General features: G+C 70.7%; 20 protein-coding genes and 2 tRNA genes. 10 read left to right on the top strand and 12 right to left on the bottom strand.

Annotation, left to right across the window (positions count from 1 at the left end; all coding sequences use genetic code 11):
* Window positions 1–6: 6 nt before the first annotated feature.
* Window positions 7–1,800: a single-stranded-DNA-specific exonuclease RecJ gene (gene recJ, locus DA075_RS14935; protein WP_099953899.1), complete on the bottom strand. Its 1,794-nt coding sequence runs from the start codon at window positions 1,798–1,800 to the stop codon at window positions 7–9.
* Between the two features lie 355 nt (window positions 1,801–2,155).
* Between recJ and DA075_RS14930 the strand changes: the two genes are divergently transcribed.
* The gene (locus DA075_RS14930) at window positions 2,156–4,192 is read left to right on the top strand and encodes a methyl-accepting chemotaxis protein (protein ID WP_244936580.1); all 2,037 of its coding nucleotides are present in this window, start codon (window positions 2,156–2,158) and stop codon (window positions 4,190–4,192) included.
* A gap of 196 nt (window positions 4,193–4,388) precedes the next feature.
* On the opposite strand, the gene DA075_RS14925 is transcribed toward DA075_RS14930, so the two are convergent.
* From DA075_RS14925 to DA075_RS14890, 8 genes are all read right to left on the bottom strand, one after another.
* Entirely contained in the window at window positions 4,389–5,789 is a 1,401-nt protein-coding gene (locus tag DA075_RS14925) for an NAD(P)(+) transhydrogenase (Re/Si-specific) subunit beta (RefSeq protein ID WP_099953897.1), read from the bottom strand.
* Window positions 5,790–5,793: 4 nt separating this feature from the next.
* Window positions 5,794–6,243, bottom strand: a complete 450-nt coding sequence (locus DA075_RS14920) for a proton-translocating transhydrogenase family protein (protein WP_099902777.1) — start codon at window positions 6,241–6,243, stop codon at window positions 5,794–5,796.
* 30 nt (window positions 6,244–6,273) lie between these two features.
* Window positions 6,274–7,416 carry a Re/Si-specific NAD(P)(+) transhydrogenase subunit alpha gene (locus DA075_RS14915; protein ID WP_099953896.1) on the bottom strand — a complete coding sequence of 381 codons (1,143 nt, stop codon included), beginning with the start codon at window positions 7,414–7,416 and terminating at the stop codon, window positions 6,274–6,276.
* A 204-nt stretch (window positions 7,417–7,620) separates the two neighbouring features.
* Window positions 7,621–7,914, bottom strand: coding sequence for an aa3-type cytochrome c oxidase subunit IV (locus DA075_RS14910; RefSeq protein ID WP_099953895.1), 294 nt, complete (start codon window positions 7,912–7,914; stop codon window positions 7,621–7,623).
* A 245-nt stretch (window positions 7,915–8,159) separates the two neighbouring features.
* A complete protein-coding gene (locus DA075_RS14905) occupies window positions 8,160–9,527 on the bottom strand; it encodes an ABC1 kinase family protein (protein ID WP_099953894.1) in 1,368 nt (455 codons plus the stop codon).
* A gap of 163 nt (window positions 9,528–9,690) precedes the next feature.
* The gene (locus tag DA075_RS14900; protein ID WP_099953893.1) at window positions 9,691–10,002 is read right to left on the bottom strand and encodes a metal-sensitive transcriptional regulator; all 312 of its coding nucleotides are present in this window, start codon (window positions 10,000–10,002) and stop codon (window positions 9,691–9,693) included.
* A gap of 464 nt (window positions 10,003–10,466) precedes the next feature.
* Window positions 10,467–10,542, bottom strand: a tRNA-Ala gene (locus tag DA075_RS14895).
* A 108-nt stretch (window positions 10,543–10,650) separates the two neighbouring features.
* Window positions 10,651–10,726, bottom strand: a tRNA-Ala gene (locus DA075_RS14890).
* Window positions 10,727–10,835: 109 nt separating this feature from the next.
* Here DA075_RS14890 and DA075_RS14885 point away from each other — a divergent pair.
* The 4 genes from DA075_RS14885 (at window position 10,836) to DA075_RS38130 (ending at window position 14,205) form a co-directional block, all read left to right on the top strand.
* Window positions 10,836–11,123 carry a YggT family protein gene (locus DA075_RS14885; RefSeq protein ID WP_099953892.1) on the top strand — a complete coding sequence of 96 codons (288 nt, stop codon included), beginning with the start codon at window positions 10,836–10,838 and terminating at the stop codon, window positions 11,121–11,123.
* 4 nt (window positions 11,124–11,127) lie between these two features.
* Window positions 11,128–11,463 (top strand): DUF167 family protein, encoded by a 336-nt coding sequence (locus tag DA075_RS14880; RefSeq protein WP_099953891.1) that lies wholly within the window; start codon window positions 11,128–11,130, stop codon window positions 11,461–11,463.
* A gap of 231 nt (window positions 11,464–11,694) precedes the next feature.
* On the top strand, window positions 11,695–12,741 hold the full coding sequence (locus DA075_RS14875) for a MaoC family dehydratase (RefSeq protein WP_099953890.1): 1,047 nt from the start codon (window positions 11,695–11,697) through the stop codon (window positions 12,739–12,741).
* Between the two features lie 177 nt (window positions 12,742–12,918).
* Window positions 12,919–14,205 carry a methyl-accepting chemotaxis protein gene (locus tag DA075_RS38130; RefSeq protein ID WP_269153961.1) on the top strand — a complete coding sequence of 429 codons (1,287 nt, stop codon included), beginning with the start codon at window positions 12,919–12,921 and terminating at the stop codon, window positions 14,203–14,205.
* A 12-nt stretch (window positions 14,206–14,217) separates the two neighbouring features.
* On the opposite strand, the gene mntR is transcribed toward DA075_RS38130, so the two are convergent.
* Both mntR and DA075_RS14860 read right to left on the bottom strand, forming a co-directional pair.
* Window positions 14,218–14,676: a manganese-binding transcriptional regulator MntR gene (gene mntR / locus DA075_RS14865; protein ID WP_099953889.1), complete on the bottom strand. Its 459-nt coding sequence runs from the start codon at window positions 14,674–14,676 to the stop codon at window positions 14,218–14,220.
* A gap of 131 nt (window positions 14,677–14,807) precedes the next feature.
* Window positions 14,808–15,698 carry a LysR substrate-binding domain-containing protein gene (locus DA075_RS14860; protein ID WP_099953888.1) on the bottom strand — a complete coding sequence of 297 codons (891 nt, stop codon included), beginning with the start codon at window positions 15,696–15,698 and terminating at the stop codon, window positions 14,808–14,810.
* Window positions 15,699–15,981: 283 nt separating this feature from the next.
* Here DA075_RS14860 and sdhC point away from each other — a divergent pair, with 283 nt between their 5' ends.
* The 5 genes from sdhC to DA075_RS14835 all read left to right on the top strand — a co-directional run bounded on the left by sdhC (window position 15,982) and on the right by DA075_RS14835 (window position 20,456).
* Window positions 15,982–16,401: a succinate dehydrogenase, cytochrome b556 subunit gene (gene sdhC, locus DA075_RS14855; protein WP_099953887.1), complete on the top strand. Its 420-nt coding sequence runs from the start codon at window positions 15,982–15,984 to the stop codon at window positions 16,399–16,401.
* Window positions 16,402–16,415: 14 nt separating this feature from the next.
* The gene (gene sdhD, locus DA075_RS14850) at window positions 16,416–16,829 is read left to right on the top strand and encodes a succinate dehydrogenase, hydrophobic membrane anchor protein (protein ID WP_099953886.1); all 414 of its coding nucleotides are present in this window, start codon (window positions 16,416–16,418) and stop codon (window positions 16,827–16,829) included.
* 22 nt (window positions 16,830–16,851) lie between these two features.
* A complete protein-coding gene (gene sdhA / locus DA075_RS14845; RefSeq protein ID WP_099953885.1) occupies window positions 16,852–18,678 on the top strand; it encodes a succinate dehydrogenase flavoprotein subunit in 1,827 nt (608 codons plus the stop codon).
* Between the two features lie 141 nt (window positions 18,679–18,819).
* On the top strand, window positions 18,820–19,602 hold the full coding sequence (locus DA075_RS14840; protein WP_099953884.1) for a succinate dehydrogenase iron-sulfur subunit: 783 nt from the start codon (window positions 18,820–18,822) through the stop codon (window positions 19,600–19,602).
* A 236-nt stretch (window positions 19,603–19,838) separates the two neighbouring features.
* Window positions 19,839–20,456 carry an AprI/Inh family metalloprotease inhibitor gene (locus DA075_RS14835; RefSeq protein ID WP_099953883.1) on the top strand — a complete coding sequence of 206 codons (618 nt, stop codon included), beginning with the start codon at window positions 19,839–19,841 and terminating at the stop codon, window positions 20,454–20,456.
* A 4-nt stretch (window positions 20,457–20,460) separates the two neighbouring features.
* Here DA075_RS14835 and DA075_RS14830 read toward each other — a convergent pair whose 3' ends face one another.
* Window positions 20,461–21,837 carry a TAXI family TRAP transporter solute-binding subunit gene (locus DA075_RS14830; RefSeq protein ID WP_099953882.1) on the bottom strand — a complete coding sequence of 459 codons (1,377 nt, stop codon included), beginning with the start codon at window positions 21,835–21,837 and terminating at the stop codon, window positions 20,461–20,463.
* Window positions 21,838–21,907: the final 70 nt, after the last annotated feature.

Genomic DNA, 21,907 nt, shown 5'->3' with positions numbered 1-21,907 from the left:
CGCCGCTCAGTCGGCCTCGGCCACGTCGCACAGGCGCAGCTCGACCCGGTCGCTGCCGCGCCAGCGGTCGCGGGAGAGCGTGCCGGCGGCGTGGATGTCGCGGCCGATCCGGGACAGGAGCAGGCGCCCGACCGGCGATTCCGCCGCCCGGAACGCGATGGCGCCGACCGCGACGCCGTCCCGGCCGCGCAGCTGCGCCTTGACGTGGCCGGTGCCGACGACGCGCGCATCCGCGACCCGGTGGCGGGCGAGAGCGAAGACCGGCTCCGGTGCGCCCTGGCCGAACGGGCCGGCCCGCTCGACCGCATCCGCCAGGTCCGGCTGCACGCCGCCGGCGGAGACGAGGCCGTCGACGAGCAAAGCCTCGCCGAGGCGGGCCTCCGCCACGGAAGCGGCGAGGTCGCCCGAGAGAGCCTCGCGGAATCGGTCGAGGTCGAGGGCGGCGAGCGTCACCCCCGCCGCCATGGCGTGGCCGCCGCCCTTGGCCGCGAGGCCCGCCTCGACGCAGGCCCGCACCGCCCGGCCGAGATCGGCGCCGGGGATCGAGCGGCCGGACCCGGTGGCGGTGCCGTCCTCACGCAGCGCGAAGGCGAAGGCCGGTCGGCCGAAGCGCTCCTTGAGCCGTGCCGCGATCAGCCCGACCACGCCCGGATGCCAGTCCGGGCTGCCGGCGACGAGGACCGGCTGGTCGGGGTCGCGCTCCAGCCGCATCCCCATCTCCGCCTCCGCCTCGGCGACGGCCGCGGCCTCGATCGCCTGGCGCTCGCGGTTGAGCGCGTCGAGCTGCGCCGCGATGCCCGCGGCCTCGATCGGGTCCTCGCACAGGAGCAGGCGGGCCCCGAGCGTCGAGTCGCCGATGCGCCCGCCGGCATTGATCCGCGGCCCGAGCAGGAAGCCGAGATGCCAGGCCTGCGGCGCCTCCGACAGGCCGGCCGCGTCGAGGAGGGCGGCGAGGCCGCGCCGCCCGCGGCCGCGCATCACGGCGAGCCCCTGGCGCACGAAGGCGCGGTTGAGACCGTGGAGCGGCACCACGTCGGCGATGGTGGCGAGCGCCACGAGGTCGAGCCCGGCCATCAGGTCGGGGATGGTAAGGCCGTCCCGGCGCAGGCGCCGGTTGAGCGCCACGAGGGTGAGGAAGACCACGCCGGCGGCGCAGAGATGGCCGAGGCCCGACAGGTCGTCGAGGCGATTCGGGTTGACGACGGCACGGGCCGGCGGAAGCAGCTCGGGGGCACCGTGATGGTCGAGCACCACCACGTCCAGCCCGAGGCGGGCCGCCTCGGCCAGCGGTTCGTGCCCGGCGGTGCCGCAATCGACGGTGACGAGGAGGGTGGCGCCTTCCTCGGCCAGCATCCGCACCGCCGCGACGTTGGGGCCGTAGCCCTCGGTGATCCGGTCGGGGATGTGGAGCCGGTAGGGCACGCCGAGGTCGCGGAGCGTCCCGGCGAGCAAGGCGGCGCTCGCCGCCCCGTCGACGTCGTAATCGCCGAAGATCGCCACCTTCTCGCGCCCCTGGATCGCCGCGGCGAGGCGGTCGGCCGCCGCCTCCATGTCGACGAGCACCGCGGGGTCGGGCATGAGGTCGCGCAGGCGCGGCTCGAGGAAGCCCGGCACCGCCTGAAGGTCGACGCCGCGGCCGGCGAGCACCCGGGCCAGCACCTCCGGCAGGCCGTGCCCCTGCGCGATGGCGACCGCCAGGCCCTGGGCCTGCGCCGAGGCGCAGCGCTCGTGCCAGGGCCGTCCGAGGGCGGAGCGGCGAACGTCGAGGAGCGGGTGGGGCAGGTCGAGGAGCGTGGACACGGGGTGCAGTCTTAAGGCGGTTCGGGCGTGGTGTCGTGCGGTTTTCCGCCCGGGCCGCTCCGTGCTGAGGCGGCCCGGCCGCCCTCCTTCGCCCAGGGAATCCGGCCAGTAATCCGCAGGTTCCCGCGACCATGATCCGCCCACTGACCCAGAGACGTCTCAGATTTTTGCGGTCCAAGGAGCGGCCTCGGCGTCGATGGGCGATTTGTGCTCATCGGATCCGCTCATCAATATTTTACCATTTCCATTCATCATGCGACGATCACGCCCATCCGCCAAGGTAAGTTCAAACGCCATGACATCCTGGTCCCTGCGAGCAACGATCCTGTCGATTGTGGTGATACTCGGGATATCCTTGATCGCGGTCGCAGGTCTTCAGGTCGTCGCAAGCATCGATGGCCGGGAAACGGCACGTCAGGTCAGCATCGATGCCGTCGCCGGCCGCGACCTCTTCACGAGCCTGAGCCAGGTCCGGCTCGAGCGCGGCTTCATCCGGTCGGCCTTCATGGCCGAGGGCGAGGCCGGCCGCCGCTACCGGGCGCCGCTCCTCGAGGCCCGGACCGAGGCGGACCGGTCGGTCGCGGCGGCCGCTTCGGGCTTGCGGATGGCCGCCGCCCCGGCTCTGGCGGAACGCGGTGCGCGCCTCGATGCGCTCTTCGCCGAGTGGCAGCAGATCCGTGCCCAGGCCGAGGCGGAGCTCGGCAAGGCCCTCCCTGAGCGGGACAAGTCCCTCCTGACCCGGCTCTACGCCGTCGGCGACCGCTTCCTCGCCGAGATCGAGGCCTCGGCCAAGGTCGTCGATGCGGCGATCCAGTCGCAGGATGCCAGCCTCGGGGTCCTGCTCAACACGCGGGCGACGACGTGGCTCGCCCGGACCGAGACCGGCCGCCTGAACGGCATCATCGGTACTCTCGCGGTGGCCGACCGCACCGCCACCGAGGGCGAGCGGCTCCAGGCCATCACGGCCGACGTCCAGAGCCGGACGGCCTGGCAGGTCGTCGGCCGGACGATCGAGGCCGGAGGCTTCGACCGCGCCCTGCGGGAGGCCTATGACCGGGGCAGTGCGGTGAATTTCGGCGGCCGCCTGGAGGCGATCCGCCGCGAGGCGGTGACGGCGATCCTCGCCGGGCGCAAGGTCCCGGTGACCACCGCCGAGTGGGACACCGTGACGGGGGAGGGGCAGGCTGCCGTGTCCGCCATGGGCCTGGCGCTGATGGACAGCGTGGTCGCCGAGGCCCAGGCGCGGTCCGACGCCGCCACCCGGAAGGTCCTCGTCTATGCGTGTGTCGTCGGCGTCACCATCGTCCTCCTGCTGTGCTCGGTCGTGATCGTGCAGACCCGCATCGTCCGGGGACTGCGCGAGCTGGCGGCGGCGATGCGCGACCTCGCAGCCGGCAGGGCCGACATCGCCGTGCCCGGCCTCACCCGCCGCGATGAGCTCGGCGCGATGGCGGCGGTGGTCCAGGTCTTCAAGGACAACCTGATCCGCACCCGCGCCCTGGAGGAGGAGACGGCTCTGGCCCGGGCCTCCGCCGAAGACCAGCGCCGGGCGGCGATGCGGCAGATCGGGCAGGACTTCCAGAACGCCGTCGGCGGCATCGTGCGCAGCGTCTCGACCGCGGCGACCGCGCTGCAAGGCACCGCGACGGCGATGACCCACGCTGCCGCCGAGACGGTGAGCCAGGCCGCCGCCGTGTCGGCCTCCGCCGGCCAGACCGCCTCCAGCGTCGGCACCGTGGCGACGGCGGCGGAGCAGCTCGGCAGCTCGGTGCAGGAGATCGGCCGGCAGGTCGCCGGATCGAACGAGCTGGTCCGCATCGCCGTGGGCGAGGCCGAGCAGGCGGCCGGCGGCGTCGAGTCGCTCAGCGCCATCGTGGCCCGGATCGGCGACGTGGTGAGCCTGATCTCCTCGATCGCCGGCCAGACCAATCTCCTGGCACTCAATGCCACCATCGAGGCGGCGCGGGCCGGCGAGGCGGGACGCGGCTTCGCGGTCGTCGCCGCCGAGGTGAAGGCCCTCGCCGACCAGACCGCCAAGGCGACCGAGGAGATCGGCCGCCAGATCGCGCAGGTGCAGGGCGCGACCGGCCGGACCGTGGCGGCGATCGGCGGGATCGGCGCGCGCATCCGCGAGATCAGCGCCGTCGCCGCCTCGATCGCCGCGGCTGTGGACGAGCAGGGCGCGGCGACGCAGGAGATCGTGCGCGGCATCGGCCAGGCGGCCGAGCGCACCGACGAGGTGACGCGGACCATCGCCGGGGTGGCGCGGGTCTCGGAATCGACCGGAACCGCCGCCGGCCAGGTCCTCGACGCCGCCTCGGACCTGTCGCGGGAATCCAGCCATCTCGCGGAGGAGGTCTCGTGCTTCATGGTCTCGCTGCAGGCGGCGTGATCCGGAAGAGAAACGCCGTCTCGGGCTCGGAAGTCCGCCGGGGCGGCTCGCCGGCGCTCCCGGCGCCATCAATGGTTTGGTCATCAAGAGAAAGGCCCGGATCCTCTCGGATCCGGGCCTTCTTTGTCGACGCGGCCGGTGGCGGGCACCGGTGGTCTCGCGGGGACGGTCGCGGCCCCCGAGGGCGCCCCCCCCGTCAGAGGTTCTTGACGATCTCGTCGACGACCTTCTTGGCGTCGCCGAACAGCATCATGGTGTTGTCGCGGAAGAACACCTCGTTCTCCACGCCGGCATAGCCGGAGCCCATGCCGCGCTTGATGAACAGCACGGTCTTGGCCCGCTCGACGTCGAGGATCGGCATCCCGTAGATCGGCGATTGCGGGTCGGTCTTGGCGGCCGGGTTGGTGACGTCGTTGGCGCCGATCACGAAGGCCACGTCGGCCTGCGGGAACTCACCGTTGATGTCCTCCAGCTCGTGCACCTCGTCGTAAGGCACGTTGGCCTCGGCGAGCAGCACGTTCATGTGGCCCGGCATGCGGCCCGCCACCGGGTGGATGGCGTACTTGACGTCGACGCCCGCCTTCTTGAGCTGGTCGGCCATCTCGCGGAGCGAGTGCTGGGCCTGCGCCACCGCCATGCCGTAGCCCGGCACGATGATGATCTTCTCGGCGTTCTTCATGATGAAGGCCGCATCGTCCGCCGAGCCCTGCTTGACCGGCCGGGTCTCGACCTGGCCGCCGCCCGAGGCCGCCGCGGCGTCGCCGCCGAAGCCGCCGAGGATCACCGAGATGAACGAGCGGTTCATCGCGTGGCACATGATGTAGGACAGGATCGCGCCCGAGGAGCCGACCAGCGCGCCGGTGATGATCAGCGCGAGGTTGCCGAGCGTGAAGCCGATGCCCGCGGCCGCCCAGCCCGAATACGAGTTGAGCATCGAGACCACGACCGGCATGTCCGCGCCGCCGATCGGGATGATCAGGAGGCCGCCGAGCACGAAGGACAGGATCACGATCAGCCAGAACAGCACCTTGCTGCCGCCGCCGATGAAGCCCGCGAGCAAAGCCACCAGCACGATGGCGAGCACGACATTGATGGCGTGGCGCTGCGGCAGCATGATCGGCTTGCCCGACATGCGGCCGTCGAGCTTGAGGAACGCGATCACCGAGCCGGTGAAGGTGATGGCGCCGATGGCGACACCGAGGCCCATCTCGAACAGCGACTGCTTGTGGATGTGGCCGTTCTCGATGATGCCGAAGGCCTGCGGCGCGTAGAGGGCGCCGGCCGCCACCGCGACGGCCGCGAGGCCGACGAGGGAGTGGAAGGCCGCGACGAGCTGAGGCATCGCGGTCATCGGCACGCGCTTGGCGATCACCGCGCCGGCGCCGCCGCCGATGCCGAGGCCGAGCAGCACCAGGAACCAGGCGCCGACGCCGGACGGCGCGTGGCCGACCAGCGTCGTCAGGATGGCGATGCCCATGCCGATCATGCCGTACAGGTTGCCCTGCCGGGAGGTGGTCGGGTGGGACAGGCCCCGCAGCGCCAGGATGAACAGGACGCCGGAGACGAGGTAGAGGAGCGAGGAGACGTTCTCCGACATCGCCTCAGGCCTTCTTCTTGTACATGCTGAGCATGCGCTGGGTGACGAGGAAGCCGCCGAAGATGTTCACGCTGGCGAAGACGAGACCGATGAAGCCGAAGAAGCGCGCCCAGCCGGTGCCCTTCTCGATCAGCGGCACGCCGACGGCGAGCAGCGCGCCGACCACGATCACCGAGGAGATCGCGTTGGTGACGGACATCAGCGGGGTGTGGAGGGCCGGGGTCACCGACCAGACCACGTAGTAGCCGACGAAGATCGCCAGCACGAAGATCGCGAGGCGGAAGACGGTCGGGTCGATGGCGCCGTGGGTCACGGCGGCGACGCCGTGGCCGACGCTGTCGGCGATGATCGCGGCCTGGTCGGCGGCGCGGGCGGCGATGTCGGCCGCGTTGCGGGCGGCGGCGGCGGCGGCGCGCGCCTGCTCGGCCGCCTGGTCGGGGGGAAGGGTAGCCATGAGGTCTCCTCCGATTGCGGGCGAGCGGCCTTAGGCCGCCTTGGGCTGGAAGTTCGGGTGGACGACGGCGCCGTCGCGGGTCAGGCAGGTCGCCTTGACGAGCTCGTCGTCCCACTTCACCGCCAGCGCCTTCGAGGCCTTGTCGACCAGGGTCTCGACGAAGGCGTAGAGGTTGCGGGCGTAGAGGCTCGACGAGGTGGCGGCGAGCCGTCCCGGCACGTTGGCGTAGCCGACGATCTTCACGCCGTTCTGCGTCTCGACGATCTCGTCGGCCTTGACGCCCTCGACGTTGCCGCCCCGCTCGACCGCGAGGTCGACGAGGACCGAGCCCGGCCGCATCGCCGCCACCATGTCGGCGGTGACGAGCCTGGGCGCCGGCCGGCCCGGGATCAGCGCGGTGGTGACCACGATGTCCTGCTTGGCGATATGGCTCGCCACCAGCTCGGCCTGCTTCTTCTTGTACTCGGCCGACATCTCCTTGGCGTAGCCGCCGGCGGTCTCGGCCTGCTTGAACTCCTCGTCCTCGACGGCGACGAACTTGGCGCCCAGCGACTCGACCTGCTCCTTGGCGGCGGGCCGCACGTCGGTGGCGGTCACCACGGCACCGAGGCGGCGGGCGGTCGCGATCGCCTGGAGGCCGGCGACGCCGGCGCCCATCACGAAGATGCGGGCCGCCGGCACGGTGCCGGCCGCGGTCATCATCATCGGCAGGGCCCGGCCGTAGACGGCGGCGCCGTCGACGACGGCGCGGTAGCCCGCGAGGTTGGCTTGGCTCGAGAGCACGTCCATCACCTGGGCGCGGGTGATGCGGGGCATCAGCTCCATGGCGATCGCCGACACGCCGGCATCCGCCATCGCCTTGACCTCGTCCTCGTGGCCGTAAGGGTCCATGATCGCGATCACGATCGCGCCGCGCTTCAGCGCGGGCAGCTCCTCGGCGGCGGGGCGGCGCACCTTGAGGACGATGTCCGCCCCGTCGGCGGCGGCCTTGGCGTCCGGCGCGATCGAGGCACCGGCGGCCTCGTAGTCCGCATCCGGCACGCCGGCTTTGAGGCCCGCTCCGGACTGCACCGTCACCTCGGCCCCGAGAGCCTTGTACTTCTTCACCGTTTCCGGGACTGCCGCGACCCGCGGCTCCGCCGGATCGGTCTCGGATAGGACCGCGATCCGCATTCAGGCTTCCTTTGGTCGATACACGGCGCGACGCGCCGATCCCCCCTACAAGGGCGGCATGTACAAGGCCACGCCTGCCCCACAACTGTAAAGCCGTTCCCTGTCGCCAGGGAACGGCTCCGTTGCGAATTTTTTACAATAAAATTGTGTGCAACTTATCGGACAAGAGGAAAGGGGCGGGCTGGCCGCCCGCGCCCTCGTTCCTTAGTAGAAAGCCAGCATCAGGGCGAGCAGCACCGCCACGACGGCGGGAGCGCGCCAGCCGATGGACGGCGAGAGGGCGCCGATGGCCCCGGCGATGCCACCCAGCACCACGCCCACGATGGCGCTGATCCAGGCTTCGCGCACGCCGCCCACGGCGAGCGACAGCACCCAGCAGATCACGACGCCGGTGGCGATCTCGACGAAGGTGACGAAGCCGCGATAGGTGGCCTCGTGGGACGGGCCGTCCATCTCCGGGCTGTAGGCGGAGTCGGTGGCGTGTGTGATGTCGGCCATGATGCGGTAGACCCCGTCTTGTGCTCGTTGGGCGGGCTTTAGCGCATGCTCAAGGTCCCGGCAATCAACCGCAGCAAGACCCGCGCCCAACCCCCGGGTGCTGCCGGCCAAGCTCCAAATCCTTGTGGATACTCGGGTCTTGGGCACCGGGACGGGTCTGCGGGCCCGCTTAGGCCGAAGGTCGAGGTGCGCAACCGCACCTTTTTCCAGATCGAAAGTGGGGCGCTGCGCGAGCGCCCCGCCTGTCAGGCCGGCTGCGGCAGGCCCGCCTTCTCCAAGGCCGCATGCTGGCGGGCGGCGAGGTCGTCGAGGGAGAAGCGGTCGATCTGGGCCTCGAACAGGCGGTGGTAGTTGAGTTCCGAGCGCAGGTGCAGGAACACCGCGCCCAAGCCCACCGCCGCCCGGTCCATGAACACGAATTCCCGCGGCACCGTCACGGGCCCGCGCTCCTTGAGGGCGCGGTGGACCTCGAAGGCCTGGCGGCGGCCATACTCGCCCGGCTTGACGCCGTCCGCCACCGTGCGGACCCGGTCCTCGAGCAGCGGCCCGTAGATGAAGCGGGCCCAGATGTTGAGGATGTCGACGAGTTCGCGGGTGAGGTTACGGAACCCCCAGCTCTCGTAGGCGTGGACGATGCGCGCCTCGTCTTCGTGCAGGAGCCCTTTGTAGAGATCGACCACGCCGCCGACGAAGCGGGGATGGAAGATGCGGATGCAGCCGTAATCGAGCAGGTTGATGCCTTGCGGTTCTCCATCTTCCGAGAAGACCGTGTAGTTGCCGAGATGGGGATCGCCGTGGATCACCGCGGCGCGGCTGAAGGGGTGCCACCAAGCCTGGAACATCGCGTGGGCGAGGCGGTTGCGCACCTCCAGCGGTCCGCCGGTGAAATTCAGGATCTTCTCGCCCTCGAGCCAGCCCTGGGTGAGCAGGCGCTTCGTCGAGAGCGCGGGGAAGACGACCGGAACCCGCACCGTCCCGATGCCCTTCAGCACGTCGGCGTAGAGGGCGGCGTGCTTGGCCTCGCGGTTGTAATCGAGCTCCTCGCGCACCCGGTCGCCGATCTCCTTGGCGATCTCGCGGGTGTCGATCACCGAGCTGATGCGCCGGTGCAGTGCGAAGGCGAGTTCCAGCTGCTTCAGATCCGCTTCAACGGCGGATTGCATGTCCGGGTATTGCAGCTTGCAGGCAAGCGGGATGCCGTCCAGGGTCTCGGCCCGGTGGACCTGTCCGAGGGAGGCGGCGGCGGCCGGGCGCAGCGAGAACTGGCCGAAGCGGGTCTGCCACTGGGGCCCGAGCTCGGCGGCCATGCGGCGCTTGACGAAGGCCGCGCCCATCGGCGGCGCCTCGGATTGCAGCTTCTGCAACTCGGCGGCGTATTCGGGTGGCAGCAGGTCCGGCACGGTGGCGAGCAGCTGCGCCACCTTCATGATCGGACCCTTCAGGCCGCCCAGCGCCTGGGCCAGGGCCGCGGCGCTCGACATGTCCTCGCCCTTGCGGCCGAGGAGCCGCGCGCCGGCCATCCGGGCGGCGACGCCGCCCACATTGGCGCCGACCTTCGCGTAGCGGGCGGCGCGGGCGGAGAAGCGATTGGCTTCGCTGTCGGAGGCGGACATGCGGAATGAGGCTCGTGCGTGAACGCGCGCAAGGGTCTGACGCGCAGGACTTCGAGCCTTAGATAAGCCCGGGCCCCGGTGCCGCCAGGGCGACCGGACAGCGCGGGGGTGCCATGGTCTGAGACGGGCATGACCCCGACGGGTACGGTCCAGGCGCGCCGTCTCAGGTCTGCCGCAGGGCGGCGCGCAGGACCCGCACCATCTCCTCGATGGCGCCGTCCTGGTCCTTGGCGCGGACCGCGTAATCGACCGAGGCGTCGAGATGGGTGCTGATGAGCTGGAGCACGGCCTCGCGCACCGCCGCCGTGATTGCGTTCATCTGCTGCACCTCGTCGAGGCAGTAGCGGTCCTCCTGCACCATCGCCTGGAGGCCGCGCACCTGGCCCTCGATGCGCTTGAGGCGCTGGAGGATAGGCTTCTTCTCCTCATCGGTGCGGCGAATCTGGAGGCGCCCGTCGACGTATTGGTAATCCATGATGTGCCTTCCCCGACCGTGGGGCCGCCTCGTCCGGGGGACTCGGGCGGCCCGGGCGACGTCGGGTCTGGTGATCGAGTGCCGCCCTGTCCCTAAGGAACGGCAATCGATCTTACATCCAGGGCGCGCAGGTCAAGCTCAATCTTGGCGCCCGGCCGGCGCGCCCGCGGGCCGGACGGCCTAGGTCTTGCGATCCGGCGAGTTCCCCGATCACCCGGCGAAGGGGAGTGGGACCGTTCCGATCCCCGGGGCCTCTCCCGCCCGCCGGAAGAGGAGGCGTCCAGACTTTCCGCTATCCGCATCGCCATGTCCGACAGTCAGCGTCCGACAGTCAGCGAGATCGCATCGGATCTCGACGCCGAAGCCCACCGATCCGCCGATACGAGACGCGACAAAACCGGGCTCCGGCCAAAGCCGATCCCCGGTCTCACTCGTCGAGGACGATGTCCAACCAAACAGAGGTTTGGTGGAGCTGAGGGGATTCGAACCCCTGACCTCCGCAGTGCGATTGCGGCGCTCTCCCATCTGAGCTACAGCCCCGCCGAAAGCGGGTATATGTCGTATCGCCGAGGCGATGTCACTACCCGGTGGCTCCGTACCACCTGCCTGCCACCTTGCCAACCCTGCGTTAACCACGCTGGGCAGGCCTGGTGGAGCTGAGGGGATTCGAACCCCTGACCTCCGCAGTGCGATTGCGGCGCTCTCCCATCTGAGCTACAGCCCCGTCCGAGGCGGGTGCCTTGTAGGCCGGCCCTTCTCAGCCTGTCAATTCCCTTGGTGGGCCCGCCGCGATGCGATTGCGCGCGGGTGCCCCGGGCTCGCACGGACCGCGCATGCGCTCGATTCTCTGGCTCATCGACAACATCATCACGCTCTACGTGTACCTGCTCATCGCCAGCGCCGTGCTGAGCTGGCTGGTGGCCTTCAACGTGGTCAACGTGCGCAACCCCATCGTGTCGCAGATCGGGGAGTTCCTGTACCGGGTGACCGAGCCGGCCCTGCGGCCGATCCGGCGCATCCTGCCGAATCTCGGCGGCATCGACATCTCGCCGATCATCCTGGTCCTCGGCCTCTTCTTCCTGCGCAACCTGATGTTCGAGCTCTTCGCCGGCATGGCGTAGGGCCGTGACCACTCCGCCCTGGCGGGTCACGCCCGCGGGGATCGAGGTCCGGGTCCGGGCCACCCCGCGGGGCGGGCGCGACGCCCTCGACGGCGTCGAGATCCGGGACGACGGCGCGGCCGTGCTGAAGGTGCGGGTGCGGGCGGCGCCGGAGGACGGCGCCGCCAACGCGGCGATCCGGGACGTGCTGCGGCGCGCCCTCGGCCTCCCGGCCTCGGCGGTGACGCTCGCCGCCGGGGCCACCGCACGCATCAAGCTGTTCCGCATCGCCGGCGACGGGCCGGCCCTGGCGGAGCGGCTGCACAGCCTGACCGGCGAGACGCCCGCCGGCAGGGCTTGACCATAGGGCGGGGCTGATCCTCAAATCGCCGGGAGCGGCCTGCTCTTCGCCGGCCCGACACCATCCAGAGCCTGCCGGGCTTCGCGCCCGGCAGGCTCTCGCACGCGAGCAGCGCCCGGTCATGGTGCGATCGGGCATTGCTCTCGGCCTTTGTACCGCGTTGTCTGCGACGGACCGGTGTCCACGTCGCCGGACGATGCTCGAGAGCGGATTCCCGCACGAGGGGCGACGATGAAGACCAATCCGGGCCGATTCTTCGAGGATTTCCGCCTCGGGGAGACCATCCGCCACGCCACGCCCCGCACGGTCACCACCGGCGACGTGGCGCTCTACACCGCCCTCTACGGCCCGCGCTTCGCGGTGCAATCCTCCGATGCCTTCGCGGCGGCCTTCGGCTACGCCCGAGCGCCCCTCGACGACCTGCTGGTGTTCCACGTCGTGTTCGGCAAGACCGTGCCGGACATCTCGCTCAACGCGGTGGCCAATCTCGGCTACGCGGAAGGCCGCTTCCTGCGCCCGGTCTATCCGGGCGAGACCCTGAATTCGGTCTCGGAGGTGATCGGCCTCAAGGAGAGCTCGAACCGGCAGACCGGCGTGGTCTATGTCCGCTCCACCGGCTACGACGCGCAGGGCGGGGCGGTGCTGAGCTACTGCCGCTGGGTGCTGGTGCGCAAGCGCGATCCCGAGGCCAGGATCGAGGGCGAGTTGGTGCCGAGCCTCGCCAAGGCGGTGGCGCCGGAGGAGCTGGCGGCCGCCCTGCCGCCCCTGAACCCGCAGGCCTACGATCTCGGCCTCGCCGGCAGCCCGCACCGGTTCAGTGACTACGAAGCGGGCGAGCGCATCGACCACGTCGACGGCATGACCGTCGAGGAGGCCGAGCACCAGATCGCCACCCGGCTGTTCCAGAACACCGCCAAGGTCCATTTCGACGGCTACGCCGCCAAGGACACCCGCTTCGGCAAGCGGCTGATCTATGGCGGCCACGTCATCTCGCTGGCCCGGGCCCTGAGCTTCAACGGCCTCGGCAACGCCTTCTCGATCGCCGGCATCAATGCCGGGCGCCACGTCGCGCCCTTGTTCGCCGGCGACACGGTCTATGCCTGGAGCGAGGTGCTGGCGACCGCCGAGCTGCCGGGGCGGACGGATGTCGGGGCCCTGCGCCTGCGCACGATCGCGACCAAGAACCAGCCCTGCACCGCCCATCCGGACAAGGCCGGCGAGAGCACCGACCCGGCGGTGATCCTCGACCTCGATTACTGGGCATTGATGCCGCGCTGAGGACCGGGGCGGCCCCGGCGGAACCGAGCCGCCCGATCCCTCGTCCGCGCGAGCCGGTGCAAGATCTGTCAACGACACTCGTGGAAGGTCCGCGCCGGCCCGTGGCGATCATTGCGTAAGACTATGTTCACAGCTCGCTTGTACTCACGGCGGAAGACGAACCGGACCGACATCCCGATGCTGAAGCGCTTCGCACGCAAAGACGGCTTTCTCGACCTGCTCGCGACGCGCGCCGGGGTGGGCTTATGGGAGCTCGTCCCGTACCGGGGCGACCTCGCCCATCCCAAGACCCAGGTGACCTGGACGCCGGAATTCCGCCGTATCGTCGGCTACCCGTCGGCCGAGGCGTATCCGAACACGCTGGAATCGTGGTCGAGCCGGATCTACCGCGACGACGTCGACCGCATCATGGCGGCCCTGGCGGCGGCGGTCAAAGACGTGGCGAACAAGGGCGCCTACGACGTCAAGTACCGGATCGTGATGCCGGACGGGACGCCGCGCTGGTTCCGCGCCACGGGCGGCGCGGCTTACGACGAGCACGGCGTCCCGCTGCGGATCTGCGGCTCGCTGGTCGACATCCACGCCGAGATGGAAGCCAAGATCAACGACGAGGCGCGGACCCGGCGGTTCGAGGAGATGGTCGCGTCCTTCGCCAAGGAGTCCTCCGCGCTGTTCTCGCGCCTGACCGGTGCCGCGTCGGAGATGCAGGCGGCAGCCGCCGCGATGGCCGGCACCGCCGACCAGACCAGCGCCCGCTCGAGCGAGGTGGCCGGCTCCGCCATGCAGACCTCGACCAATATCGGCACGGTCGCGGCGGCCTCGGAGGAGCTGGGCAGCTCGGTCACCGAGATCGGCCGTCAGGTCCAGGGCTCGGCCGGTCTCGCCGAGGCGGCGGTGGTCGAGGCCGACGCGACGGCGCGCCTGGTGCAGGAGCTGAGCGGCGCGGTGAGCAAGATCGGCGACGTGGTGAGCCTGATCTCCTCCATCGCCGGCCAGACCAACCTGCTGGCGCTCAACGCCACGATCGAGGCGGCGCGGGCCGGCGAGGCGGGACGCGGCTTCGCGGTCGTCGCCGCCGAGGTGAAGGAGCTCGCCAACCAGACCGCCAAGGCCACGGACGAGATCTCCGCGCAGATCACCCGGATCCAGGATTCGACCGCGCAGGCGGTCTCGGCGATCGGCGGCTTCGGCGCGCGCATCCGCGAGATCAGCAGCGTGACGACGGCGATCGCCGCCGCGGTCGAGGAGCAGAACGCGGCGACCCAGGAGATCGTCCGCAACGTCTCCCAGGCCGCAGCCGGCGCCGGCGACGTGATGAGCGGCACCGCGAGCGTCTCGGCCTCCGCCGAGGAGACCGGTCAGAATGCGGCGCGGGTGATCACCGCTTCGTCCGAGGTGTCGGACCGCACCCGCGATCTGAGCGCTCAGACCGAGGCGTTCCTCAAGAGCGTCCGGGCCGCCTGACCGCAGCCGCGCTCAGGCGTCGGTCCGGGTGGCGGTGAAGCGGCGGAACGCCTCCAGGGTCTCGCCGCTGACATGGTGCTCGATGCCCTCGGCGTCGCAGCGCGCCACGTGCGGGCTGACGCCGAGCGCGAGCAGGAACGATTCGACGATGCGGTGGCGCTCCCGCGCCTCCGCGGCCAGCGCCCGGCCGGCCTCGGTGAGGAAGACGCCCCGATAGGGGCGCTGCTGCACCAGGCCGTCCTCGGCCAGGCGCTTGAGCATCTTGGCCACCGTCGGCTGGGCCACGCCGAGGCGGGCCGCGATGTCGACCTGGCGCGCCTCGCCGCCATCGCCGATCAGGTCGGCGATCAGCTCGACGTAATCCTCCACCAGCTCGAGCCGGCGCGCCTCGCGCACCTGCCGGAAGCCGGCGGAATGCGCCTCGGCATCGACCAGGACGGCGGGCTCGCGCGGGTGATCGGGATCCTGCATGGGGTGGGGTCGTCGCCTCGTTCGGTTGGCTCGGGGTCACGCAGTCTTACCCGAGGCAGTCTTACCCGAGGAATTGCCGGGTGTGCAGGGCCTGAGGGACCGCGCGGCGGGCGGCATCCCCCGATGGGCCCTCACGCCTGCGGTGCCCGCAGATGGGCGACGAAGTCCTGGGCGAAGGGGGGCAGGGCGGCGAGGTCGCGCAGGCAGATCGTCAGGTCGCGCACCGCCCAGGGATCCTCCAGGGCCACGATGGCGATCGCCATGGTGCGGGCGGCCCGGCGGGCGGTCGTCTCCGGCACGATGCCGAGGCCGACCCGGCACTCGACCAGGCGGCAGACCGCGTCGAAGCCGCGGAGCTGCACCCGCAGGCGCAGGGGCTGGCCGCTGCGACCGGCCTTGGCGGCGAGGAAGCGGGTCAGCGCGCTCGCCCGGTCGAGCCCGACGAGGTCGTGGCCGAGCACCTCGGCGAAGGGGACCGAGGCACGGGCGGCCAGCGGATGATCCGCCGCCACCACCAGCACGAAGCGGTCGCTCCGAAAAGGATAGGTCGCGAGGCTGCCGGTCTCGACCGTGCCGGCGACGAGGCCGAGATCTGCCGCGCCCTCGGCGACGAGCCCGACGATCTCGTCCGACAGGCGCTCCTCGATGTCGACGCTGACCCCCGGATGCAGGGCGAGGTAGGCCGAGAGCACCTCCGGCAGGAACTCGGTGAGCGCGTTGGTGTTCGACAGGACGCGAATCTGCCCCGCCGCACCACCCGCGAAGGCGGCCAGATCCCCTTGCAGCCGCTCGACGCTGCCGAGGATCTGGCGGGCATGGGCGAGCAGCGTGCGCCCGGCGGGCGTCGGCGTGACACCGAGCCGCGCCCGGGTGAGGAGGGCGGCGCCGAGCGAGGCCTCCATGCTGCGGATGCGGTGGCTCGCCGCGGCGAGCGCCAGGTTGGCCCGGTTCGCCCCATGGGTGATCGAGCCCGCCTCGACCACGTGGCGGAACAGGCTGAGGTCGACGAGATCGAAATGCATGGCGGCGCCTCCCCCGGGCGTCGAAAGCCTGTCCCCGGCCGATCGTTTCGCCGGCCACGAAGGTAGATCGCGTCGGCGCACGATGGCCAGGGGCCTGTCCAGCCTTCGCGGATGACGAAGCCTGGGTCAACGAGAACCGCATTGCGAATTGGACGCGTTCCAGAGAGACAGGCGGACGCTTCTGTCACCAGCGCAAGTCCGCGGCCACGTTGCGCTCGCGCGGCGGAGCCGGTAGGTGACCCAGTTTAGAGCCGGTACAGACCAGGACTTCTCGAGGATCACGATGGCGGACACCGCAAGGCCCACGAATCCCGCCGGCAGACCGGTCGTGCGACCGCTCTCGCCCCATCTCCAGATCTACCGCTGGACCTGGACCATGGCGATGTCGGTGGCCCACCGCATCACCGGCGTCGCGCTCTACGGCGGCACCGCGCTCCTCGCGCTCTGGCTCGTGGCGCTCGCCGCCGGACCTGGCGCCTACGGCCCGGTGGCGTGGTTCTTCGGCTCGATCCTCGGGCGGCTGATCCTGTTCGTTTACACCTGGATCCTGATGCACCACATGCTCGGCGGCATCCGCCACCTGGTCTGGGATTTCGGCCACGGCATGGAGCCCGGCACCCGCATCGCGATGGCCCGCTTCACCCTGATCGGCTCGACCGCCCTGACGGTGCTGATCTGGCTCGTCGCCCTCGTGGCGCGCTGAGAGGACGACGAACGATGGTCGACAACCGCCCCGACATCCGCCCCTCGATCCGCACTGCGCGCGCCCGCGTCAGCGGCCTGGGCGCCGCCCATCACGGCACCCGCGAGTGGTGGATGCACCGCGTCACCGCGGTCTCGAACGTGCCCCTCGTCCTCGCCTTCGTGGTGATCGTCGCCCTGATGGCCGGCCGGCCCTACCCGGAGGCGGTCGCCCTGGTGTCGCACCCGCTGGTGGCGATCCTGCTGATTCTTGGCGTGCTCTCGGTTACCAACCACATGCGGATGGGCCTGCAGATCGTCATCGAGGACTACGTCCACGACAAGGGTCTGCGGATCGCCGCGGTGATCGCCAACAACTTCTACTGCGTCGTCGTCGCGGTCGCCTGCCTCTACGCCATCGTGCGTGTGAGCCTGCGGGCCCTCGCGTAACGCCAGAAACAGGAAAACCGCAATGGCCTCAACCGCTTCCGCTGCGCCGGCCCAGAACGGCAAGGCGTACACCATCATCGACCACAGCTTCGACGTGGTGATCGTCGGCGCCGGCGGCGCAGGCCTGCGCGCCACCGTCGGCTGCTCGCAGGCGGGCCTGCGCACCGCCTGCATCACCAAGGTGTTCCCGACCCGCTCGCACACCGTGGCGGCGCAGGGCGGCATCTCGGCCTCGCTCGGCAACATGGGCCCGGACGATTGGCGCTGGCACATGTACGACACCGTGAAGGGGTCGGACTGGCTGGGCGACCAGGACGCGATCGAGTACCTGGTGCGCAACGCTCCGGCGGCGGTCTACGAGCTCGAGCACTGGGGCGTGCCGTTCTCGCGCACCGCCGAGGGCAAGATCTACCAGCGCCCGTTCGGCGGCATGACCACCGATTACGGCAAGGGCACCGCCCAGCGCACCTGCGCGGCGGCCGACCGCACCGGCCACGCCATGCTGCACACCCTCTACGGCCAGGCCGTGAAGGCGCAGACCAACTTCTTCATCGAGTATTTCGCCCTCGACCTGATCATGGACGAGGAGGGGCGCTGCCGCGGCGTGATCGCCATCGACCAGGCGACCGGCGAGATCCACCGCTTCCGCGCCGCCATGACGGTGCTCGCCACCGGCGGCTACGGCCGGGCCTACTTCTCGGCGACCTCCGCGCATACCTGCACCGGCGACGGCAACGCCATGGTGCTGCGGGCGGGCCTCGCGCTCGAGGACATGGAGTTCGTCCAGTTCCACCCGACCGGCATCTACGGCGCCGGCTGCCTCATCACGGAGGGCTCGCGCGGCGAGGGCGGCTACCTGACCAACTCCGAGGGCGAGCGCTTCATGGAGCGCTACGCCCCCTCGGCCAAGGATCTCGCCTCGCGCGACGTGGTCTCCCGCTCCATGACCATGGAGATCCGCGCCGGCCGCGGCGTCGGAAAGAACAAGGACCACATCTTCCTCCACCTCGACCACCTCGACCCGAAGATCCTGCACGAGCGCCTGCCCGGCATCTCGGAGAGCGCGAAGATCTTCGCCGGCGTCGACGTGACCAAGGAGCCGATCCCGGTCATCCCGACCGTCCACTACAACATGGGCGGCATCCCGACGAACTATCACGGCGAGGTGCTGACCCTGAAGGACGGCAACCCCGACCACGTGGTGCCGGGCCTGATGGCGATCGGCGAGGCGGCCTGCGTCTCGGTCCACGGCGCGAACCGCCTCGGCTCGAACTCGCTCATCGACCTCGTGGTGTTCGGCCGCGCCGCCGGCCTGCGCTGCGCCGAGACGGTGGAGAAGGGCGGCCGCCTGCCGGAGCTGCCGAAGGATTCCGCCGACAAGGCGCTGGGCCGTCTCGACAAGTTCCGCTACGCCAATGGCGGCACGCCGACGGCCGAGCTGCGCCTCGAGATGCAGAAGACGATGCAGAACAACTGCGCCGTGTTCCGCACCGGCGAGGTGCTGGAAGAGGGCAAGGGCCTGATCCACAAGGTCTGGGCCGGCGCCGAGGACGTGAAGGTCACCGACCGCTCGCTGGTCTGGAACACCGACCTCCTGGAGACCCTGGAATTCGACAACCTGATCGGTCAGGCGGTCGTCACCATGGAATCCGCGGCCAACCGCACCGAGTCCCGCGGCGCGCATGCCCGCGAGGACTTCCCGGATCGCGACGACAAGCAGTGGATGAAGCACACCCTGGCCTGGCTCGACCCCGACGCCCGCAAGGTCGCGATCGATTACCGGCCGGTCCACACCTACACGATGTCGAACGACATCGCGTATATCGAGCCGAAGGCCCGCGTGTACTGATGATCACGACTGGCTGGCCCCGACGGGGCCAGCCATCGCGCGGCGAATCCGTCCTCCCGCATCTTTTACAATCCGGCCGCCGCGAGCGGGTCCATCCGCCTCCGCTCCCTCGGATTGATCGCACCGATCAGGCATAGACAGATGGCCCAGTTCAACCTTCCCAAGAACTCCCAGTACACCGAGGGCAAGACCTGGCCGAAGCCGGCCGGGGCCAAGAACCTCCAGGAATTCCGGATCTATCGCTGGAACCAGGACGACGGCGCCAATCCGCGCATCGACACCTACTACGTCGATCGCGACGATTGCGGCCCGATGGTCCTCGACGCGCTGTTGTGGATCAAGAACAAGGTCGATGCGACCCTGACCTTCCGGCGTTCGTGCCGCGAGGGCATCTGCGGCTCCTGCGCCATGAACATCATGGGGCAGAACACGCTGGCCTGCACGCTCGGCATCGACGACTGCAAGTCGGGCCAGATCAAGATCTATCCGCTGCCGCACATGCCGGTGCTGAAGGATCTGGTCCCCGACCTGACCTCATTCTTCGCCCAGCACGCGGCGATCGAGCCGTGGCTGCAGACCGAGACGCCGTCGCCCGAGAAGGAGTGGCGCCAGACCCCCGAGGACCGTGCGCGGCTCGACGGGCTCTACGAGTGCATCCTGTGCGCCTGCTGCACCACCTCCTGCCCGAGCTACTGGTGGAACGGCGACCGCTTCCTCGGCCCGGCAGCCCTGCTCCAGGCCTATCGCTGGCTGATCGACAGCCGCGACGAGAACACCGGCGAGCGCCTCGACGGGCTGCACGACCCGTTCCGGCTCTATCGCTGCCACACCATCATGAACTGCGCCAACACCTGCCCGAAGGGCCTGAACCCGGCCAAGGCCATCGCCGAGATCAAGAAGATGATGGTGTCTCGCGAGGTCTGATCGACCCCGCGAACGCTCCGGGTGCGGCCGACTGGGTCCTGTCGGCCACACCCTCCCGAAAAGGCGCCTCCGGGCGCCTTTGTCGTTGGGGAAACCCCTGCACGCGCCCTCGCGGGATCGTATTTGCCGGGCACAACCGATCCTCGATGAACGGCCACCGGCCAGGCCGGGACTCCCGGACCGGGACCGCATTCTGGGCCGGGATTCTTGCAGGACCCCTCGATCAGGACCCCTCGATGCCGCGTCAGATCCTCTGCACCGTCGCCGCCCTGGCCCTCGCCGCGAGCGCCGGCGCCTGCTCCTCGTCGCGCTTCGATACCGGGCTCAACGCTTCGGCGCGGCCTGCTTCCCGCCCGGCCCGGCCGCTCGCGCCCGAGGAGCCGGATCTCGGCCCTGGCCTCTCCTCCGGCCCGGTGACCTCGGCCCCCCTGGCACCGCCGCCCGGCGCCGCCGCGGCTCCGTCCGGCCCGGTCGTCGCCAATCCCGGGGGTTCGATCATGGCGGAGGCGAGCCCGCCGCCGGTACAGCAGCAGGCTGCCATCGCGCCCCCGCCCCCCCCGGTGGTGGCGAGCGGCGGGCGCTCGGCCGTCGTCGGCGGCTGGACTGCCAAGGATGCCACCGGCGCGAGCTGCCGGGTCAACCTGGCGAGCACCCCGGCCCTCGACCTCTACAAGGCCTCGTCCACCGGCTGCGCCAACAAGGACCTCGCCAAGGTCACCGCCTGGGACTTTCGCGACGGGGAGGTCTACCTCTACCAGCCTGGCGGCACCGTCGCGGCGCGCCTGCGCCCGGCGGGCGGCGCCATGGACGGCGCCCTGTCGAAGTCCGGCGCGCCGCTGGCCATGGTGCGCTGAACCGCTACTCCGCCGCACTGAGCCGGAAGGCGGGCCGCGGCGGCACCGCCTCGCCGGCCATGCGCCGGCAATCCGCGATGGTGGAGCGGGCGGTCTCGATCGCGATCATCACCGCGGCCATGGTGCGGGTGTCGGTCTCGCGCTCGCGGGTGTAGCGCACCACGTCGGCGGCGAGGGTGTCGACCTCGCCCGTCAGGGCGTCGAGGCCGGCCGCGTCGGCCCGGCGGGCCTCGGCCAGGATCTCGAGCAGGCGGTCCATCACCACGTCGATGCGCTCGCGCCGCAGGCGCCGCAGCCGCTGGCGCAGCCAGGCGAGAGCCGAGCCGAAGCCGCCGCCGAGCACCGCCAGCAGGTAGATCCAGTCGCCGTAGCGCTCGATGAAGCCCTGCTGCTCGCGCTCGTAATAGTCGATGGCGCCCGGATGGATCGGCAACCGCGCGCTCGTCGCCTCGGCGGTGGTCTCGTAGGCCGGCGCCGCGACGTAATCCGCCGCCGGCGTCGCGTCGGAGAGGCGCGAACGCAGCTCGAACAGGTGCTGGGTCACGTCGGCTGCCACGGTGCGGCTCATCGAGGCCTTGGCCATCAGCCGGTAGGAGGCGCCGACGGTCTTCACCTCCTCCTCGGGCACCTTCGGGCTGCCGCCGAACAGCCCGGCCGGCACCGTCACCGCCTGGAGCCGGGGCAGGCGCTCGATGATCGCCGGCCCGTCCTCGACGCCGACGAAATCGACCTTGCGGGTCCGGCTCGCCGCCTGGACCGTGCCGACGAGGCGGAGCGCCATCGGGGCGGCGGGCGCGATCACCGCGACCACCGCGTCGATGCGCTTCTGCGCGAAGGCGCTGGCGAGATCCTCCTCGGCGAGCGGCACGAGCCGCACCTGACCGGCCGGGATCGGGCCGGTGCCGCCCTCCTGGAGGGTGAGGCCGTAATAGCCCATCAGGCTCTTGAGGAGCCACAGATCGGCGTCGCGATGCGCCACGATGCCGAGGCGCTTGCGGGCCAACCCTGGGAAGGTCGTGATGCCGGAGGGCGCCGGCGAGGCGATCAGCATCGCCTGGTCGCGCAGGATCGCCAGCGTCAGGCCGTTCGCCGGCAGGTCGACATCCGGCCGCACCACCGCGAGGTCGGCACGCCCCTGCTCCAGCGCCTTGGCGCTCTCGCGCACGTCGTCGAAGGGCAGGATCCGCAGGCGCACGCTCTTGTGCGTGCTCGTCAGGGCCTCCGCATAGGCGCGGATCAGCGCCGGCTCGGTGCCGTCCCGCGGAGCCACCGCGATGGTGAGCGTGGTCGCCTGCAGCACGTAGAGCGCCACCGCCGCCGCGATGGTCAGCACCAGGCTGGTGACCAGGAAGATGCGCTCGGGGCGGAACGCTCTCGTCATCGTGCGGACACGCCCTCCCTCGACGACCGGGGTCTCGATTGGATGAAACCGGGGGAGGGCGCTCCGGGTT

This window comes from Methylobacterium currus, assembly GCF_003058325.1.
Taxonomy (GTDB): domain Bacteria; phylum Pseudomonadota; class Alphaproteobacteria; order Rhizobiales; family Beijerinckiaceae; genus Methylobacterium; species Methylobacterium currus.
This window is presented reverse-complemented; position numbering and strand designations above follow the sequence as displayed.

What these genes read in the sequence shown, in the direction of transcription:
- DA075_RS14925 (WP_099953897.1), bottom strand. Translation starts at nt 5,789, where the DNA reads ATGTCGGAGAACGTCTCCTCGCTCCTCTACCTCGTCTCCGGCGTCCTG.
- DA075_RS14920 (WP_099902777.1), bottom strand. Translation starts at nt 6,243, where the DNA reads ATGGCTACCCTTCCCCCCGACCAGGCGGCCGAGCAGGCGCGCGCCGCC.
- DA075_RS14915 (WP_099953896.1), bottom strand. Translation starts at nt 7,416, where the DNA reads ATGCGGATCGCGGTCCTATCCGAGACCGATCCGGCGGAGCCGCGGGTC.
- DA075_RS14910 (WP_099953895.1), bottom strand. Translation starts at nt 7,914, where the DNA reads ATGGCCGACATCACACACGCCACCGACTCCGCCTACAGCCCGGAGATG.
- DA075_RS14905 (WP_099953894.1), bottom strand. Translation starts at nt 9,527, where the DNA reads ATGTCCGCCTCCGACAGCGAAGCCAATCGCTTCTCCGCCCGCGCCGCC.
- DA075_RS14900 (WP_099953893.1), bottom strand. Translation starts at nt 10,002, where the DNA reads ATGGATTACCAATACGTCGACGGGCGCCTCCAGATTCGCCGCACCGAT.
- DA075_RS14885 (WP_099953892.1), top strand. Translation starts at nt 10,836, where the DNA reads ATGCGCTCGATTCTCTGGCTCATCGACAACATCATCACGCTCTACGTG.
- DA075_RS14875 (WP_099953890.1), top strand. Translation starts at nt 11,695, where the DNA reads ATGAAGACCAATCCGGGCCGATTCTTCGAGGATTTCCGCCTCGGGGAG.
- DA075_RS38130 (WP_269153961.1), top strand. Translation starts at nt 12,919, where the DNA reads ATGCTGAAGCGCTTCGCACGCAAAGACGGCTTTCTCGACCTGCTCGCG.
- mntR (WP_099953889.1), bottom strand. Translation starts at nt 14,676, where the DNA reads ATGCAGGATCCCGATCACCCGCGCGAGCCCGCCGTCCTGGTCGATGCC.
- DA075_RS14860 (WP_099953888.1), bottom strand. Translation starts at nt 15,698, where the DNA reads ATGCATTTCGATCTCGTCGACCTCAGCCTGTTCCGCCACGTGGTCGAG.
- sdhC (WP_099953887.1), top strand. Translation starts at nt 15,982, where the DNA reads ATGGCGGACACCGCAAGGCCCACGAATCCCGCCGGCAGACCGGTCGTG.
- sdhD (WP_099953886.1), top strand. Translation starts at nt 16,416, where the DNA reads ATGGTCGACAACCGCCCCGACATCCGCCCCTCGATCCGCACTGCGCGC.
- sdhA (WP_099953885.1), top strand. Translation starts at nt 16,852, where the DNA reads ATGGCCTCAACCGCTTCCGCTGCGCCGGCCCAGAACGGCAAGGCGTAC.
- DA075_RS14840 (WP_099953884.1), top strand. Translation starts at nt 18,820, where the DNA reads ATGGCCCAGTTCAACCTTCCCAAGAACTCCCAGTACACCGAGGGCAAG.
- DA075_RS14835 (WP_099953883.1), top strand. Translation starts at nt 19,839, where the DNA reads ATGCCGCGTCAGATCCTCTGCACCGTCGCCGCCCTGGCCCTCGCCGCG.
- DA075_RS14830 (WP_099953882.1), bottom strand. Translation starts at nt 21,837, where the DNA reads ATGACGAGAGCGTTCCGCCCCGAGCGCATCTTCCTGGTCACCAGCCTG.